At 65.5% G+C, this 14,657-nt stretch carries 18 protein-coding genes; 12 read left to right on the forward strand and 6 right to left on the reverse strand.

Annotated elements, in window-relative coordinates; genetic code table 11:
- Positions 1-122 precede the first annotated feature (122 nt).
- The 5 genes from RAM80_RS25875 (at position 123) to RAM80_RS25895 (ending at position 3,920) form a co-directional block, all read left to right on the forward strand.
- Entirely contained in the window at positions 123-785 is a 663-nt protein-coding gene (locus RAM80_RS25875) for a response regulator (protein WP_416423235.1), read from the forward strand.
- Positions 782-2,101 carry an ATP-binding protein gene (locus RAM80_RS25880; RefSeq protein ID WP_416423236.1) on the forward strand — a complete coding sequence of 440 codons (1,320 nt, stop codon included), beginning with the start codon at positions 782-784 and terminating at the stop codon, positions 2,099-2,101. The genes RAM80_RS25875 and RAM80_RS25880 overlap by 4 nt, the downstream gene beginning before the upstream one ends.
- A 70-nt stretch (positions 2,102-2,171) precedes the next feature.
- Entirely contained in the window at positions 2,172-2,702 is a 531-nt protein-coding gene (locus RAM80_RS25885; protein WP_416423237.1) for a GNAT family N-acetyltransferase, read from the forward strand.
- A gap of 94 nt (positions 2,703-2,796) precedes the next feature.
- Positions 2,797-3,276 carry a sigma-70 family RNA polymerase sigma factor gene (locus RAM80_RS25890; protein ID WP_416427564.1) on the forward strand — a complete coding sequence of 160 codons (480 nt, stop codon included), beginning with the start codon at positions 2,797-2,799 and terminating at the stop codon, positions 3,274-3,276.
- 170 nt (positions 3,277-3,446) lie between these two features.
- Positions 3,447-3,920: a histidine kinase gene (locus RAM80_RS25895; protein ID WP_416423238.1), complete on the forward strand. Its 474-nt coding sequence runs from the start codon at positions 3,447-3,449 to the stop codon at positions 3,918-3,920.
- Here the strand turns inward: RAM80_RS25895 and RAM80_RS25900 are convergent.
- On the reverse strand, positions 3,917-4,462 hold the full coding sequence (locus RAM80_RS25900; RefSeq protein ID WP_416423239.1) for a PaaI family thioesterase: 546 nt from the start codon (positions 4,460-4,462) through the stop codon (positions 3,917-3,919). The genes RAM80_RS25895 and RAM80_RS25900 overlap by 4 nt on opposite strands.
- A 222-nt stretch (positions 4,463-4,684) precedes the next feature.
- On the opposite strand from RAM80_RS25900, the gene RAM80_RS25905 reads away from it, so the two are divergent.
- Positions 4,685-5,998, forward strand: coding sequence for an MFS transporter (locus RAM80_RS25905; protein WP_416423240.1), 1,314 nt, complete (start codon positions 4,685-4,687; stop codon positions 5,996-5,998).
- A 15-nt stretch (positions 5,999-6,013) separates the two neighbouring features.
- On the opposite strand, the gene RAM80_RS25910 is transcribed toward RAM80_RS25905, so the two are convergent.
- The gene (locus tag RAM80_RS25910) at positions 6,014-6,298 is read right to left on the reverse strand and encodes a HigA family addiction module antitoxin (RefSeq protein WP_416423241.1); all 285 of its coding nucleotides are present in this window, start codon (positions 6,296-6,298) and stop codon (positions 6,014-6,016) included.
- A gap of 17 nt (positions 6,299-6,315) precedes the next feature.
- Positions 6,316-6,594, reverse strand: a complete 279-nt coding sequence (locus RAM80_RS25915) for a type II toxin-antitoxin system RelE/ParE family toxin (RefSeq protein ID WP_416423242.1) — start codon at positions 6,592-6,594, stop codon at positions 6,316-6,318.
- Between the two features lie 189 nt (positions 6,595-6,783).
- Between RAM80_RS25915 and RAM80_RS25920 the strand changes: the two genes are divergently transcribed.
- From RAM80_RS25920 to RAM80_RS25940, 5 genes are all read left to right on the forward strand, one after another.
- Complete coding sequence (locus RAM80_RS25920) at positions 6,784-7,782, forward strand: 2-dehydro-3-deoxygalactonokinase (RefSeq protein WP_416423243.1); 999 nt, start codon at positions 6,784-6,786, stop codon at positions 7,780-7,782.
- Position 7,783: 1 nt separating this feature from the next.
- Complete coding sequence (locus tag RAM80_RS25925) at positions 7,784-8,404, forward strand: 2-dehydro-3-deoxy-6-phosphogalactonate aldolase (RefSeq protein ID WP_416423244.1); 621 nt, start codon at positions 7,784-7,786, stop codon at positions 8,402-8,404.
- 39 nt (positions 8,405-8,443) lie between these two features.
- On the forward strand, positions 8,444-9,592 hold the full coding sequence (gene dgoD / locus RAM80_RS25930) for a galactonate dehydratase (RefSeq protein WP_416423245.1): 1,149 nt from the start codon (positions 8,444-8,446) through the stop codon (positions 9,590-9,592).
- Between the two features lie 121 nt (positions 9,593-9,713).
- Entirely contained in the window at positions 9,714-11,024 is a 1,311-nt protein-coding gene (locus RAM80_RS25935; protein ID WP_416423246.1) for an MFS transporter, read from the forward strand.
- Between the two features lie 64 nt (positions 11,025-11,088).
- The gene (locus RAM80_RS25940; RefSeq protein ID WP_416423247.1) at positions 11,089-11,889 is read left to right on the forward strand and encodes an IclR family transcriptional regulator; all 801 of its coding nucleotides are present in this window, start codon (positions 11,089-11,091) and stop codon (positions 11,887-11,889) included.
- A 21-nt stretch (positions 11,890-11,910) separates the two neighbouring features.
- Here RAM80_RS25940 and RAM80_RS25945 read toward each other — a convergent pair whose 3' ends face one another.
- The 3 genes from RAM80_RS25945 to RAM80_RS25955 all read right to left on the reverse strand — a co-directional run bounded on the left by RAM80_RS25945 (position 11,911) and on the right by RAM80_RS25955 (position 13,628).
- Entirely contained in the window at positions 11,911-12,642 is a 732-nt protein-coding gene (locus tag RAM80_RS25945) for a hypothetical protein (protein ID WP_416423248.1), read from the reverse strand.
- Positions 12,643-12,690: 48 nt separating this feature from the next.
- Positions 12,691-12,888 (reverse strand): hypothetical protein, encoded by a 198-nt coding sequence (locus tag RAM80_RS25950; RefSeq protein ID WP_416423249.1) that lies wholly within the window; start codon positions 12,886-12,888, stop codon positions 12,691-12,693.
- A 302-nt stretch (positions 12,889-13,190) separates the two neighbouring features.
- Positions 13,191-13,628, reverse strand: a complete 438-nt coding sequence (locus tag RAM80_RS25955; protein WP_416423250.1) for an Lrp/AsnC family transcriptional regulator — start codon at positions 13,626-13,628, stop codon at positions 13,191-13,193.
- Between the two features lie 132 nt (positions 13,629-13,760).
- On the opposite strand from RAM80_RS25955, the gene RAM80_RS25960 reads away from it, so the two are divergent.
- A complete protein-coding gene (locus RAM80_RS25960) occupies positions 13,761-14,651 on the forward strand; it encodes a DMT family transporter (protein ID WP_416423251.1) in 891 nt (296 codons plus the stop codon).
- The last annotated feature ends 6 nt before the right edge of the window (positions 14,652-14,657 follow it).

Here is a 14,657-nt window from a genome sequence, read left to right on the forward strand (position 1 = left end):
AACCAGTCTGGCCGCCGGCCGTTAAGGGGCGATTAACGGCGCGCCGCCGCCCGGCGAACCCGGCATAATCGCCGGTTAATCAACGCCGGCGATACTGCCGGTTTTGCGCATGGGTACCTTTGATGCACGTATTGCTTTGCGAAGACGACGAGCTGATTGCCTGTGGCATCGTCGCCGGCCTGCAGGCCCAGGGCCTGACCGTGGACCGCGTGGGCACTGCCAGCGCGGCGCGCGCCCTGTTGCAGGCGGCGCATTTCGACGTGATGGTGCTCGACCTGGGCCTGCCCGACGAGGACGGCCTGGCCATGCTGGCTGCCTTGCGCCAACAGGGCGAGTTGCTGCCAGTGCTGGTGCTGACCGCGCGCGACACCGTCACCGACCGCGTGGCGGGCCTGGAGGCCGGTGCCGATGACTACCTGCTCAAACCCTTCGACCTGCGCGAACTGTGCGCGCGCCTGCACACCCTGACGCGGCGGGTGGCCGGCCGCGCGGTAAATGCCATCGAACACGGCCCGCTGCGCTATGACCCCAGCAGCCGCCAGGCCTGGCTGGCCGGCCAGCCGGTGGACCTGTCGCGCCGCGAGCAGGCCCTGCTGCAGGCGTTGCTGCACAGCCGCGGCCGGGTGCTGTCCAGCGAGCAGCTCAAGGACAGCGTCTACGGCTTCGGCGATGAGGTGGAAAGCAACGCCCTCAACGTACACATTCACCACCTGCGGCGCAAACTGGGCAACGACATCGTCCAGACCGTGCGCGGGCTGGGCTACCGCCTGGGCCAGCCGGCATGAGCCTGCGCCTGCGCTTGAGCCTGATTCTGGGGCTGGCCTTCCTGCTGGTCTGGTGCCTGGCGGCGGCCTGGATGTTCCGCGACCTGCGCCACCAGATGATGTTCTCCCTGGACCAGCGCCTGGTCGCCTCGGCGCGCATGGTCGCCGGGCTGGTGGACCAGCTGCCGCCGCTGGCCAGCCAGGGCGAGGCACGGCGTTTCAGCGCCGACCAGCTGAGCATTCCCGACGGCATGGCCTGCCAGGTCAGCTCGCTGCGCGGCGAGATCCTGGCGCGCAGCCACGGCGCCACTGACCAGCTGGACGACCAGAGCAGCGGTTTCCATGACCAGCTGATCGATGGCGGCCGCTGGCGCAGCTTCACCCTGATGCACGACGGCGTGCGCATCACCACCGCCGACCGCCACGAAGAACGCGAGTCGCTCAACTATTCGATCCTGCTGGCCGCCTCGGTGCCGGTGCTGGTGGCGCTGCTGGGCAGCCTGGCGGTGCTGTGGCTGTGCGTGGGGGTGGGCCTGGCGCCGCTCAACCGCATCCGCGACGCCTTGGCGCGGCGCAGCGCCGACTCGGTGGAGCCGCTGCAGGTGCAGGCGCTGCCTCGCGAGCTGCAGCCGTTGCTGGACAGCCAGAACCAGCTGTTCCAGCGCATCGGCCAGACCCTGGAGCGCGAGCGTCGCCTGACCGGCGACGCCGCCCATGAACTGCGCAGCCCGCTGACTGCCATCAAGACCCACCTGCAGGTGGCGCGCATGACCGATGGCGGTGCCCGCGAAACTGCCCTGGCCCACGCCGAGGCAGGCGCCGACCGCCTGCACCGCACCCTTGAGCAGTTGTTGCTGCTGGCGCGAGTGGAAGGCAGCCTGTCGTTCGACGACGGTTGTGCCTGCACGGCAGGGCAGGTGGCACAGACAGCGGTGCAGGATGCCAGCGCCGGCGACCGCCAGCGCATCGTCCTGGAGCTGCCGCCGGCCGCGGCCGAGGCGCGCCTGCAGGTGCCGTCGGCGCTGGCGGTGGCCGCCGTGCGCAACCTGCTCGACAACGCCCTGCGCCACAGCCCGGCCACTGCCCAGGTGCAGCTGAGCGTGAGCGTGGTGGCGGGGCAGGCGAGCTTCCTGGTGCGCGACCATGGCCCGGGCATCGCCGCCGCCGACCTGCCCAACCTTACCCAGCGCTTCTGGCGCAGCCGCCACAGCGTCGGCTGCGGCCTGGGCCTGGCGATCGTGCATGCCATCGTCCTGCGCTGCGGCGGCGGCCTGGGCTTCGACAGCCGTGACGACGGCTTGCGGGTGCGCCTGGCGCTGCCGCTACATGCGTTGTAACGGCGCCGCGGTCGCCAGGGGCGGGCAGTGCGGGTAGGGTAGCGGCTTGCCTCAGGAGAGGAACACGAGCATGGACCCGCTCACCGAATCAGCCATTGCCATCCAGCCGCCTGGCCCCGGCGATGCCGGCATCATCAGCCGTATCCTGGAGCGCTCGATCCGCACTGGCGGCGCCCTGGACCACCGCAATAACCCTTGCCTGGTGGAGGCCTGGTTGCGTCACAAAGGCTGCAAGGACGTTGATCGCTGGCTGCTGGACGACGCGCTGTACCTGCGCCTGGGCTGGCTGCACGGCAAGCCGGCCGGGGTGGCGCTGGCCTTGACCAGCGGCGAGATCTGCCTGTGCTATGTGCAGCCCGAGTGCTTCCGGCAAGGTGTGGGCCGGGCGCTGATGCTGGCCATGGAAGGGTTTCTGCGCCGCCAGGGCCACCGCCGCGCGATGCTCTACAGCACCGGCGCCGCCAGCGGCTTTCACCAGCGCCTGGGTTACCGACAGACGGGCCGGCCGCTGCGTTTGAGCGGGCTGTTGCTGGTGCCCATGGACAAGGTGTTGGAGGATTTCAACATGGGCCGTGGCAATGGGCTGGTAAAACGTGGCTGAGAATTATTATAATTTGCGACATCGCAATATGCCACTATCCGATTCTTCACCGTAACCAGGGAAGTCACTGCTGATGACGCGGCCCGGTGCTGTACTGGAAACCTACTACCGGGAGCTGGTCGGCTTTCTCAGCGCGCGCCTGGGCAACCGCCAGGTCGCCGAGGACGTGGCCCACGACGCCTACGTGCGGGTGCTGGAGCGCAGTGGCGACACCGAGATCGCCCACCCGCGCGCGTTCCTGTACCGCACCGCGCTGAACCTGGTGATCGACGGCCACCGCCGCAGCGTGCTGCGCCAGGCCGAGCCGCTGGAAGTGCTGGACAACGATGAGCGCTACCAGGACCCGGCGTTGCAGCAGGCGGTGGACCAGGGCCAGCGCCTGGAACTGATGCGCCGCGCGCTGGATGAACTGCCGGCGGCCTGCCGCGACTGTTTCCTGCTGCGCAAGCTCGAAGGCCTGTCGCACCCCGAGATCGCCACGCGCCTGAACCTGTCCCGGGCCTTGGTGGAAAAGCACATCGTCAACGCCATGAAGCACTGTCGGGTGCGCATGCGCGAGTGGGAAAGCCTGTAGCCAGCGCCTCGGCTCGCCGATCATCGGTTTGGCCCCGAATTTGCTGCGTCGCCCTTGATTTCGCCGCCCATCGGGAAGAATATCGAGCCAGACTTCCGAGGGATGCCGCTTGATGTGTGGCGGCTCACGGGTCAAGGATGCCCTTGGCGCTACGGCGCAGGTCACCGACCATGATCAACAAAGCGTTGCGAATCCTGATTGCCGACGAGCATCCCAGCCAACTGATGCACGTCGAGCGCATGCTCAACACCATGGGCTATTACCGCATTGCCCCGGTGCGTTCCTTCGAGGCCCTGCTGGCGCTGGTACAGAGCGCCGTGGAACCCTTCGACCTGCTGATTGCCAATACCGAGATGGCCGAGCGTGCCGGCGTTGACCTGCCGCGCCTGTGCAAGGGCAGCAAGCAGGTGCACCACGCATTGCTGTATGAGAGCGAAAGCGTGCCCGTGCCGACCATCGCCGCCCAGCAGCGCGAGTCGGTCAACGTGTGCCTGTCACGCCTGCCGGACAGCGATGCGCTGAAGACCCTGATGGACATCGTCGACATGGGCACCGAGCTAGTCGAGCAGCCTGTCGCGGTCGTCAGCCAGCGTCGCCGCAAGCGCCCGGCTCACAAGGAGCCAGCGCTGGCGCGGCACTCCTAGCGGTGCGCCGGGCTGCCCAGGATCATGCAGGTAGTGCTGGCGGTGGCATACAGCCTGCCCTCGGCATCATAGATGCGCCCTTCGGCCAGCGCCGTGGACCGCCCCACGTGAATGGCCTTGCCTTCCGCCCGCACCGGCCCGGTGCTGGCGCTCAATGCCCGTACGTAGCTGATGCGCAGGTCCAGCGTGGTGTAGCCCTGGCCCTGCTGCAGCCGCGTGTGGATGGCGCAGCCCATGCATGAGTCCAGCAAAGTGGCGGCATAGCCGCCGTGCACGCTGCCCAGCGGGTTGTAGTGACGTTCATCGGGCGTGCCCTGGAAGATGAACAGCCCCGGCCCCCACTCGATCGGCACGAAGTCCATCAGCGTGCCGATGGGCGGCGACGGCAGCTCGCCGTTGCCAATGCCATCGAAAAATTCCTTGGGCGAAAGCGCACTCACCTGGGCAAAGGTCAGTGTGCCCGGCCCTGCGAGGCGGCCGCGCATGGCCTGTTCCTGGGCTTGCCACAAGGCAATGAGGTCTTGAGTGTCGACGGGCTGCATGGCGGCTTCCTGAGCAGTGAGCGATAACTCGATAATATTATATGCATAATATAAATCAACCCCGTAGCAGCTGCCGAAGGCTGCGTCCGTACCACCCTGGTATATCAGGCAAATCGCGGACGCGGCCTGCGGCCGCTGCTACGGCGCGCCCCAGTTTGCTATCCTCTGCGCCTTTGGCAGGCGCCAGCATAGGCGTCGCCGTCCCCAATACGTGGATACCACATGACTGCCAACCCCACCCCCGGCCCGCTGCTGCTGTCGCGCGCCGACCACAAGACCCTGGGCCTGGCGGCCCTGGGCGGCGCCCTGGAAATCTACGATTTCATCATTTTCGTGTTCTTCGCGCTCACCCTCAGCCAGCTGTTCTTCCCGCCGCAGATGCCCGAATGGCTGCGCCTGCTGCAAAGCTTCGGCATCTTTGTCACCGGTTACCTGGCCCGGCCGCTGGGCGGCATTCTCATGGCCCACTTCGCCGACCACCTGGGGCGCAAGAAGGTCTTCAGCCTGAGCATTCTGATGATGGCGCTACCGTGCCTGCTGATCGGGGTCATGCCCACCTACGCCCACATCGGCTACGCCGCGCCGCTGATCCTGCTGGCCCTGCGCATCCTGCAGGGCGCGGCGGTGGGGGGCGAGGTGCCCAGCGCCTGGGTGTTCGTCGCCGAACATGCGCCGCTGCATCGCCGCGGTTACGCCCTGGGCTTTCTGCAGGCGGGGCTGACCTTCGGCTACCTGATTGGCGCGCTGACCGCCACGGCCCTGGCGCAGCTGTTCACGCCCCAGGAGATCCTTGATTACGCCTGGCGCCTGCCGTTCCTGCTGGGCGGCGTGTTCGGTGTCATCGGCGTGTGGCTGCGCCGCTGGCTGAGCGAGACCCCGGTGTTCCTGGCCCTGCGCGAGCGTCGCGAAGGCCTGGTGGAACTGCCGCTCAAGACCGTGCTGCGCGATTACCGCCACGCGCTGCTGCCGGCGGTGATCCTCACCTGCGTGCTGACGTCCGCGGTCGTCGTGCTGGTGGTCATTACCCCCACGGTGATGCAGCAGCGTTTCGGCCTCACGGCCAGCCACACCTTCGCCTTGAGCAGCCTGGGCATCGTGTTCCTCAACATCGGTTGCGTGCTGGCCGGCCTGCTGGTGGACCGCATCGGCGCCTGGCGGGCGCTGCTTGTGTACAGCCTGCTGATGCCCCTGGGCATCGCCGCCCTGTACGCCAACCTGATCGGCGGCTGGGGCCTGCCGGGGCTGGGCTATGCCCTGGCCGGGCTGGCCTGCGGGGTGGTGGGCGTGGTGCCGTCGGTGATGGTCGGCCTGTTCCCGGCGAATATCCGCGTGTCAGGCATCTCCTTTACCTACAACATCGCCTACGCCCTGTGGGCCAGCGTCACGCCCCTGGCGTTGATCGCCGCCATGCCCTGGAGCCCGTGGGTGTGCGTGGGCTTCAGCGCGGTGATGGGCCTGGTGGGGCTGCTGACCGCGCTGGTGTTTGCCGGGCGGGGGGTGTTGCAGGAGGGGGACCGGGCTCGAGTCTGCAGTTAAGCTCGCAGGTGTTGATCAGGCGACGGCCAGGCGGGTGATCACCGGCAGCTTTTTGCGCTGCGCCTGCCACAGGTCGTACGCGGCCTGCTCGGCCAGATACATGCGCGCGCTGCCCAGCCCCGCCATTTCCAGACGCAACGCCAGGTCAGCCGACAGTGCCGCGCGGCCGTTGAGCACCGTGGACAACTGCCCACGGGAATAGCCCAGGTGATGCGCCAGGGCGGTGACCGTCATGCCGATCGCCGGCAATACATCCTCGCGCAGCGCTTCACCAGGGTGGGGTGGGTTGAACATGGGCATTATTGCCGTCCCTCCAGTCAGTGGTAGTCGAGGTAGTCGACCAGTTCGATATCGGTGCCGTCGAAGCGATAGATCATGCGCCAGTTGCCCGATACCGTTACCGCCCAGAATCCCAGACGGTCGCCCTTCAAGGCGTGCAGGCGGTTACCCGGCCGGTTCATGTCCTCGGGTGCTGCGGCTCTATCCAAGGCCGAGAGCAGCCGACGCAGTCGGGCAACGTGGTCGGGCCTTACGCCTTTGGTCGTCCCTGTCATGTACAAGGCCTTCAAGCCTTTGTGTCGAATGCTCTTGATCATGACGCGACTGTAAGGCCATAGCTTACACCCACTCAAGGCAAACTGTAAGGCAAGACATTACAGTACGCTCATTACTTAATCCCTAAATATGGGATGCAAAATTATATATTGAGATTTTCCCACGACACGGTCTATATTCTCCTCATCAGCTCTACGCCCTCACTGTCAAAAAACAACTCAGGTGAAGCGATGCAGGCGCATTTGATCGCGCTCGATTGGGGGACTACCTCCCTTCGGGCTTATAAACTCGGCCGTGATGGCCAGGTGCTGGAGCAGCGTTCGCTGGCCTCGGGCATCATGCAATTGCCTACCACCGCCCGGACTATCGCCGGGCAGCACTGTGACAATGGTTTTGAACTGGCCTTCGATGACGCCTGCGGCGACTGGCTGCAGGCGCAACCGCAGCTGCCGGTGATTGCCTGCGGCATGGTCGGCAGCGCCCAGGGCTGGCGCGAGGCGGCCTACTGCCCGACGCCGGCGCGGGTCGCCGACCTGGGCGCCAGCCTGCAGACGGTGCAAACCTTGCGCGGCAAGGTGCTGCACATCGTGCCGGGGGTTATCCAGCATTCGCGGCTGCCCAACGTGATGCGCGGCGAGGAAACCCAGGTGCTGGGCCTGTTGCAGGACCTGCCCAGCCATGCCCGCCAGGACGCCCTGCTGATCGGCCTGCCCGGCAGCCACAGCAAGTGGGTGAGCGTGGTGGATGGTTGCATCCAGCGGTTCGACACCTTCATGACCGGCGAGCTGTACGCCGCCGTCTGTGCCCACACCATCCTCGGCCGCACCCAGCAGCCCACCGGCCAGTTCGACGAAGCCGCCTTCGTGCGTGGCGTGCAGGTGGCGTTGTCGGCCGATGCCGACATCGGCCTGCTGTCGACCCTGTTCAGCGCTCGCACCCTGGGGCTCACCGGCCAGCTGAGCGGTGCCCAGCAACCTGACTACCTGTCCGGCCTGATGATCGGCCACGAGCTACGCGCCCTGGCCGAGGTGTCGCGCGCCCGGCAGGCCGAGGCTGCGCTGCCGGAGGTGGTGCTGATCGGCAGCGCACCGCTGTGCCAGCGCTATCGCATTGCCCTGCGTCTGTGCGGCTTTGCCCAGGCCAGCGTGGCCGAGCAGGCCACCGAACGCGGATTATGGAGCCTGGCCGTGGCGGCCGGGCTGCTCGCCCCACAGCCAGAAGAGGTTTGACATGCTCAAGCAAGCGCTCGCCGCCAACGGCCTGATCGCCATCCTGCGCGGCCTTCGCCCCGACGAAGCCCAGGCCATCGGCCAGGTGCTGTACGCCGAAGGTTTTCGCATCATCGAGGTGCCGCTCAATTCCCCCAGCCCCTACGACAGCATCCGCATCCTGCGTGACAGCCTGCCGGCCGATTGCGTGATTGGCGCCGGCACGGTGCTGACCGCCGAGCAGGTGCAGCAGGTCAAGGCCGCCGGTGGCCAGTTGATCGTCATGCCCCACAGCGACGCCAAGGTGTTGCGCGCAGCCAAGGCCGCCGGCCTGTACCTGTCGCCCGGCGTGGTCACGCCCACCGAGGCGTTCGCGGCGCTGGAGGAGGGCGCGGACGCGCTGAAACTGTTCCCTGCCGAAGCGCTCAACCCAGGCGTGGTCAAGGCGCTGCTGGCGGTGCTGCCCAAGGGCACCGCGTTGATTCCGGTGGGCGGCATCAGCCCGGACAACATGGCGCCGTTCGTCGAGGCCGGGGTCCAGGGTTTCGGCCTGGGTTCGGGGCTGTTCAAGCCGGGCATGAGCGCCGCCGACGTCGGCGCCCGGGCCAAGGCCTACGTGGCCGCCTGGAAGCGCCTGCACTGATTCGTTGCGACTACAAAACATCGACAAGAGAGACAAGCGATGAAAATCACCAAATTGACCACCTTTATCGTGCCGCCGCGCTGGTGCTTCCTGAAAGTCGAAACCGATGAGGGCGTGACCGGTTGGGGCGAGCCCGTGGTGGAAGGCCGCGCCCACACCGTGGCCGCTGCCGTCGAGGAATTGTCCGACTACCTGATCGGCAAGGACCCACGCAACATCGAGGACATCTGGACCGTGCTCTACCGCGGCGGCTTCTACCGGGGCGGCGCTATCCACATGAGCGCGCTGGCCGGTATCGACCAGGCGCTGTGGGACATCAAGGGCAAGGCCCTGGGCGTGTCGGTCAGCGACCTGCTGGGCGGCCAGGTGCGCGACCGCATTCGCGTGTATTCGTGGATCGGCGGCGACCGCCCGGCCGACACCGCCAAGGCCGCGCGCGAGGCCGTGGACCGTGGCTTCACCGCGGTGAAAATGAACGGCACCGAAGAGCTGCAGTTCATCGACACCTTCGACAAGGTCGACCTGTGCCTGGCCAACGTCGCCGCCGTGCGTGACGCCGTGGGCCCCAACGTCGGCATCGGCGTGGACTTCCACGGCCGTGTGCACAAGCCCATGGCCAAGGTGCTGATGAAGGAGCTGGACCCGTACAAGCTGATGTTCATCGAGGAGCCGGTGCTCAGCGAAAACTATGAGGCACTCAAGGAGCTGGCGCCGCTGACCAGTACGCCCATCGCCCTGGGCGAGCGGCTGTTCTCGCGCTGGGACTTCAAGCGCGTGCTCAGCGAGGGCTACGTCGACATCATCCAGCCCGATGCGTCCCACGCCGGCGGCATCACCGAGACGCGCAAGATTGCCAACATGGCCGAGGCCTACGACGTGGCCCTGGCGCTGCACTGCCCGCTGGGCCCGATTGCCCTGGCAGCGTGCCTGCAGTTGGACGCCGCCTGCTACAACGCGTTCATCCAGGAGCAGAGCCTGGGCATCCACTACAACGAGAGCAACGACCTGCTGGACTACGTCAAGCGCCCCGAGGTGTTCGACTACGACAATGGCTTCGTGAAGATCCCCAACGGCCCGGGCCTGGGCATCGAGATCAACGAAGAGTACGTCAAGGAGCGCGCCGCCGTGGGCCACCGCTGGCGCAACCCGATCTGGCGCCACGCCGACGGCAGCTTCGCCGAGTGGTGATCCGCCACCTGTAGCTGCGATTTACTGTGGGAGCTGGCTTGCCAGCGAGTTTTTGGGCCTCAACAGCTCGCTGGCAAGCCAGCTCCCACAGGCCAAACAATAAGAATGAGGCATGTTGCCCATGCACACCCAGACTCTCCCCGCGCAGGCGGCGTTGGCTACGCCAAGCCGCAAGCGCTTCTTCATCATGGTGCTGCTGTTCATCACGGTGGTGATCAACTACCTGGACCGCAGCAACCTGTCCATCGCCGCCCCGGCGCTGACCAGCGACCTGGGCATCGACCCGGTGCACGTGGGCCTGGTGTTCTCCGCCTTCGGCTGGACCTACGCGGCCATGCAGATCCCGGGCGGCTGGCTGGTGGACCGGGTGCCGCCGCGCATCCTCTACAGCGTTGCCCTGGCGCTGTGGTCGGTGGCCACGGTAATGCTCGGTTTCGCCGGCAGCTTCATCGCCCTGTTCGTGCTGCGCATGGCGGTGGGCGCCCTGGAAGCACCGGCCTATCCCATCAACAGCCGCGTGGTCACCACCTGGTTCCCGGAGCGCGAGCGCGCCACCGCCATCGGTTTCTACACCTCGGGGCAATTCGTCGGCCTGGCGTTCCTGACGCCGGTGCTGGCCTGGCTGCAGCACGCCTTCGGCTGGCACATGGTGTTCGTCGCCACCGGCGTGCTGGGCATTGCCTGGGCGCTGGTATGGTTCGCCGTGTACCGCGAGCCGCGTGACTTCAAGGGCGCCAACGACGCCGAAATCGGGCTGATCAGCGAAGGCGGCGGCCTGGTGGACATGCAGGCTTCGGCGCGCGCAGCCAAGCCTGGTTTCAGCTGGGCTGACCTGGGCATCGTGCTCAGCAAACGCAAACTGTGGGGCATCTACCTGGGCCAGTACTGCCTCAACTCGACCTTGTGGTTCTTCCTGACCTGGTTCCCCACCTACCTGGTTAAATACCGCGGCATGGACTTCATCAAGTCCGGCATGCTCGCGTCGTTGCCATTCCTGGCGGCGTTCGTCGGCGTGCTGTGCTCGGGGTTCTTCTCTGACTGGCTGATTCGCCGGGGCGCCAGCATCGGCCTGGCGCGCAAGCTGCCGATCATCGGCGGGCTGCTGATCAGCACCTGCATCATCGGCGCCAACTACGCCGAGTCCACGGCGGTGGTGATCGCCTGCCTGGCGGTGGCGTTCTTCGGCAACGGCCTGGCGTCGATCACCTGGTCGCTGGTCTCCACCCTGGCCCCGGCGCGCCTGCTGGGCCTGACCGGCGGGGTGTTCAACTTCATCGGCAACCTGTCGGCGATCACCACGCCCATCGCCATCGGCTTCCTGGCCAGCGGCGATTCGTTCGCGCCGGCCATCACCTACATCGCGGTGATGGCGTTGCTGGGCGCGCTGTCGTACATCGTGCTGGTCGGCAAGGTCGAACGCATCCAGCTGTGACTGGCACAGGCGGGGGCGGGCGCACATAATGCGCCTGCTCACGTACTCACTACAGGATTTGCCCATGCAGGACGACGTCACCCCGCAGGCCAAGGAGGCCGCCCCCGCCGGCACGCAAACCCTGATGCGCGGCCTGGCCGTGATTCAGGCAGTGGCCGACGGCGCCCGCGACCTCAAGGAAATCGCCCGGCACGTCGGCACCACCCGCAGCACCACCCACCGCCTGGCCAGCGCCCTGGTGGATGAACGCTACCTGCGCGTGCTGCCCCAGGTGGGTTACCTGCTGGGCCCCAAGCTGATCGAACTGGGCTTCCAGGCCCGCGAGGAAGTGCCCCTGGTGATGCTTGCCGGCCCGTACCTGGATGAGCTTTCGCGCCTGACCGGCGACACCATCCACCTGGCGGTGCGCGACGGCGACGACGTGCTCTACCTGCACAAGACCCCCGGCCGCAACGGCCCGGAAATGCGCTCGCGGGTCGGCCACCGCATGCCGCTGGCGCGCACCGGCATCGGCAAGGCGCTGCTGCTGGATGCCTCGCCCGCCGAGTGGCACCACCTGTACGAAATCAGCCTGCCCGCCGCTGGCCACAACGCCCTGTGGCCCAACCACCCGGAGCAGACCTGGGAACAGGTGCACGCGCGCATGCAGGCCTACGCCCGGGGCGGCTACGCCTTCGACCTGGAAGACAACGAGCCCTCCATCCGCTGCGTGGCAGCGCCGATTCGCGATGCGAGCAAACGCATCGTGGCGGCGATCAGCGTGGCCAGCACGGTGCCGTACATGTCGCTGGAGAAGATGGAAGGGTTGGTGGCGGTGGTGCAGAAGGCAGCGGCGGGGATATCGGCTGAGGTGGGGGGCGGTTAAGTCGTTGGAGACAGGACAGCGTCAGGCTTGCTGCTTTCGTCTCAAGCTTCTGCGATTTGCGTTTTCGGTGTGACGCCTACTGCGTTTCGAGCCGCTTTCCCAGTGAACAGCGCTCCATCGGCTCGCCGTTGCTATGTTCTCTTCCCTCAAGATGACTCTGATTCCATCTTGAGCGGGATAGGCGGTGGAAAGCGTCACGTATAGAGAGTCTTTATCCCGGTAGCCGCTGAGCACTGGGGTGAAACTGAAGGTGCTATGTGGCGATTCATTTTCGCTAGCCTCGCCAATCGCATCGACATGACCGACATAGACCTTGCGGTCCACCATGGTAATGATAAGCGCCTGGTGAGGTTCCGAGATGGAGTTGAACAGCAACTCGCCCAGCGGAGTATCCAGTAGCAACCGTGCACGGTAGTACGCCGACGCCGTTGCGAACCCGCTATATCGGCCTTTCAGGTAACCCGCGAACGTACTCCAGGTAATCCATGGCGCTGGAACCAGGAGAGATAGGCAGGTGAGTTGCAGGAGGAACCCGTAGAACGGAATGTCTGAAGGGCTGACGTTGAACGCTTTCAGCAAGCTCAGGATGGCCGTGGAGAATACACTCCATCCTTTGGGGTAGAAGTTCGACGCCAGTCCACATGACACCAACGCCAGCAGTATGCAGGTCAGGCCCAGTTTGGCGACCAGAAGATAGAGCAATTGACCGTCATAGCGATGAAGTCGAGTGAAGTAGTAGGGATGGTTATACATACCAGGTACCCGCTGACCAGGATCGGCAGTATCAATAGCAATCCCATTTCAGTTGCTGTTTTTGATAATGCGGTCGGCCATTGCCTGGGTTTGCTGATAGCTTGCCGACGCGTAAATTTCCTCCACATTGACCTTGAGCATGCTGCGACCTACCAGGCGTAGGCTATGGGAACCGCCTTTTGCTCTCATGTAGGCGTCTTTCTCATCGAGTATTCCGAAAAATTTCAGTAGCGTTGTTATCGGCATTGGTAGTCCCTCCTGGACATGGAGTTTCCCATCCTGGGGTTCTGCTTGGCGAAGCGTTTGTGCCTTTGCATGGTGTCTATTTGTTTCGGTGGAGTTTGGCGCTATTTCGACGCTTAGCTGGCGAAAAATCCTACATTTATCCAGGTGCAGATGATGGTAATCTCGCGCCGGCCTGCGCTTTATGGCGGGCCGTACAGTGCGGGTCCGTTGGGTTCCGTTTTGACTGAAGGGTCCGACTTCGAACACCTTGCGGCTCGCCACCCATGCTTTTCGAAAAGTCTGGATCGAGGTCGACGCCTGCCTTACCCCATCGGCGGCAATCGCCGCTTCACCGGGCTCTTCTTGATGATCGCGGTATTGGTTTCGGCGTAGGCGTTCAGGCCATCCAATACCGTGTCCAGTTCCTCGATGCTGCGCACATGCAACCGGGCGATGAAACAGTCGTCGCCGGTGACCTTGTCGCATTCGGTGAACTGCGCGATCTGCTGGATCTGCCGTTCCACCACCTGCAGTTGCCCCGGCAGCGGGCGGATGCGGACGATGGCTTGCAGCTGGTAGCCGAAGGCCTTGGGGTCGACTTCGACGGTGTAGCCCTTGAGCACGCCGCGTTCTTCCAGCTTGCGCAGGCGCTCGGCAACGCTGGGGGCGGACAGGCCGGTGAGTTGCGCCAGGGCCTTGAGCGAGCGGCGCGAGTCTTCCATCAGGGCGGCAATTAGGCGCTGGTCGATGTCATCAGTCATGTTTCGCTCCTTAGGCAAAAGCTGCCGAATGCCTTGATAGTAAAGCCGTATCGCCCATTTCACCTTGCTTTTTTCATGGAATCCGCGCGCGGGCGCCGAGCATAATATTGCCCATTGCAAAGGAGAATGTAGATGGACAATTCACTACGGCGCGGCACCCTGGAAATGGTCGCGGCCATGTTGATTTCCGGCACCATTGGCTGGCTGGTGATGCTCTCGGGGCAGCCGGTGCTGGACGTGGTGTTCTGGCGCTGCGTGTTCGGCGCGCTGACGCTGCTGGTGGTGTGCGCGGCCATGGGCTTTTTGCGGCCTGGTCTGCTGACCCGCACCACGTTGCTGCTGGCGGTGCTCAGCGGCGTGGCCATTGTCGGCAACTGGCTGCTGCTGTTCGGCTCGTACTCGCGGGCGTCCATCGCCATTGGCACGGCGGTGTATAACGTGCAGCCGTTCATGCTGGTCGGGCTGGGGGCGCTGTTCCTCGGCGAGAAGATCACCGCGCAGAAGCTGTTCTGGCTGACGGTGTCCTTCGCCGGCATGCTGGCCATCGTCAGCGCCCATGGCGGGCAGGGCGGTGGCGATTACCTGATGGGCATCGTCATGGCGCTGGGGGCGGCGGCGCTGTATGCCATCGCGGCGCTGATCATCAAGCGCCTGAAGGGCGTGCCGCCGCATTTGATCGCACTGGTGCAGGTCAGCACCGGCGCGGTGCTGCTGGCGCCGCTGGCGGATCTGTCGGCGTTTCCCCATGCGCTGCACGGTTGGGGCGCGCTGCTGACGCTGGGCATGGTGCACACCGGCCTGATGTACGTGCTGCTGTATGGCGCTATTCAAAAGCTGCCGACGGCGTTGACCGGGGCCTTGAGTTTCATCTACCCGATCGTGGCCATTTTCGTCGATTGGTTTGCGTTCGGGCACCGCCTGGATGCCCTGCAATGGGTGGGTGTGGCGGCCATTCTGCTGGCCGCCGCGGGCATGCAGCAGGGCTGGGGCCTGCGCCGTGCCCGGCAGGCCAACGCGCACTGAGTGCAC

Source organism: Pseudomonas sp. App30, assembly GCF_047947025.1.
Lineage (GTDB): Bacteria > Pseudomonadota > Gammaproteobacteria > Pseudomonadales > Pseudomonadaceae > Aquipseudomonas.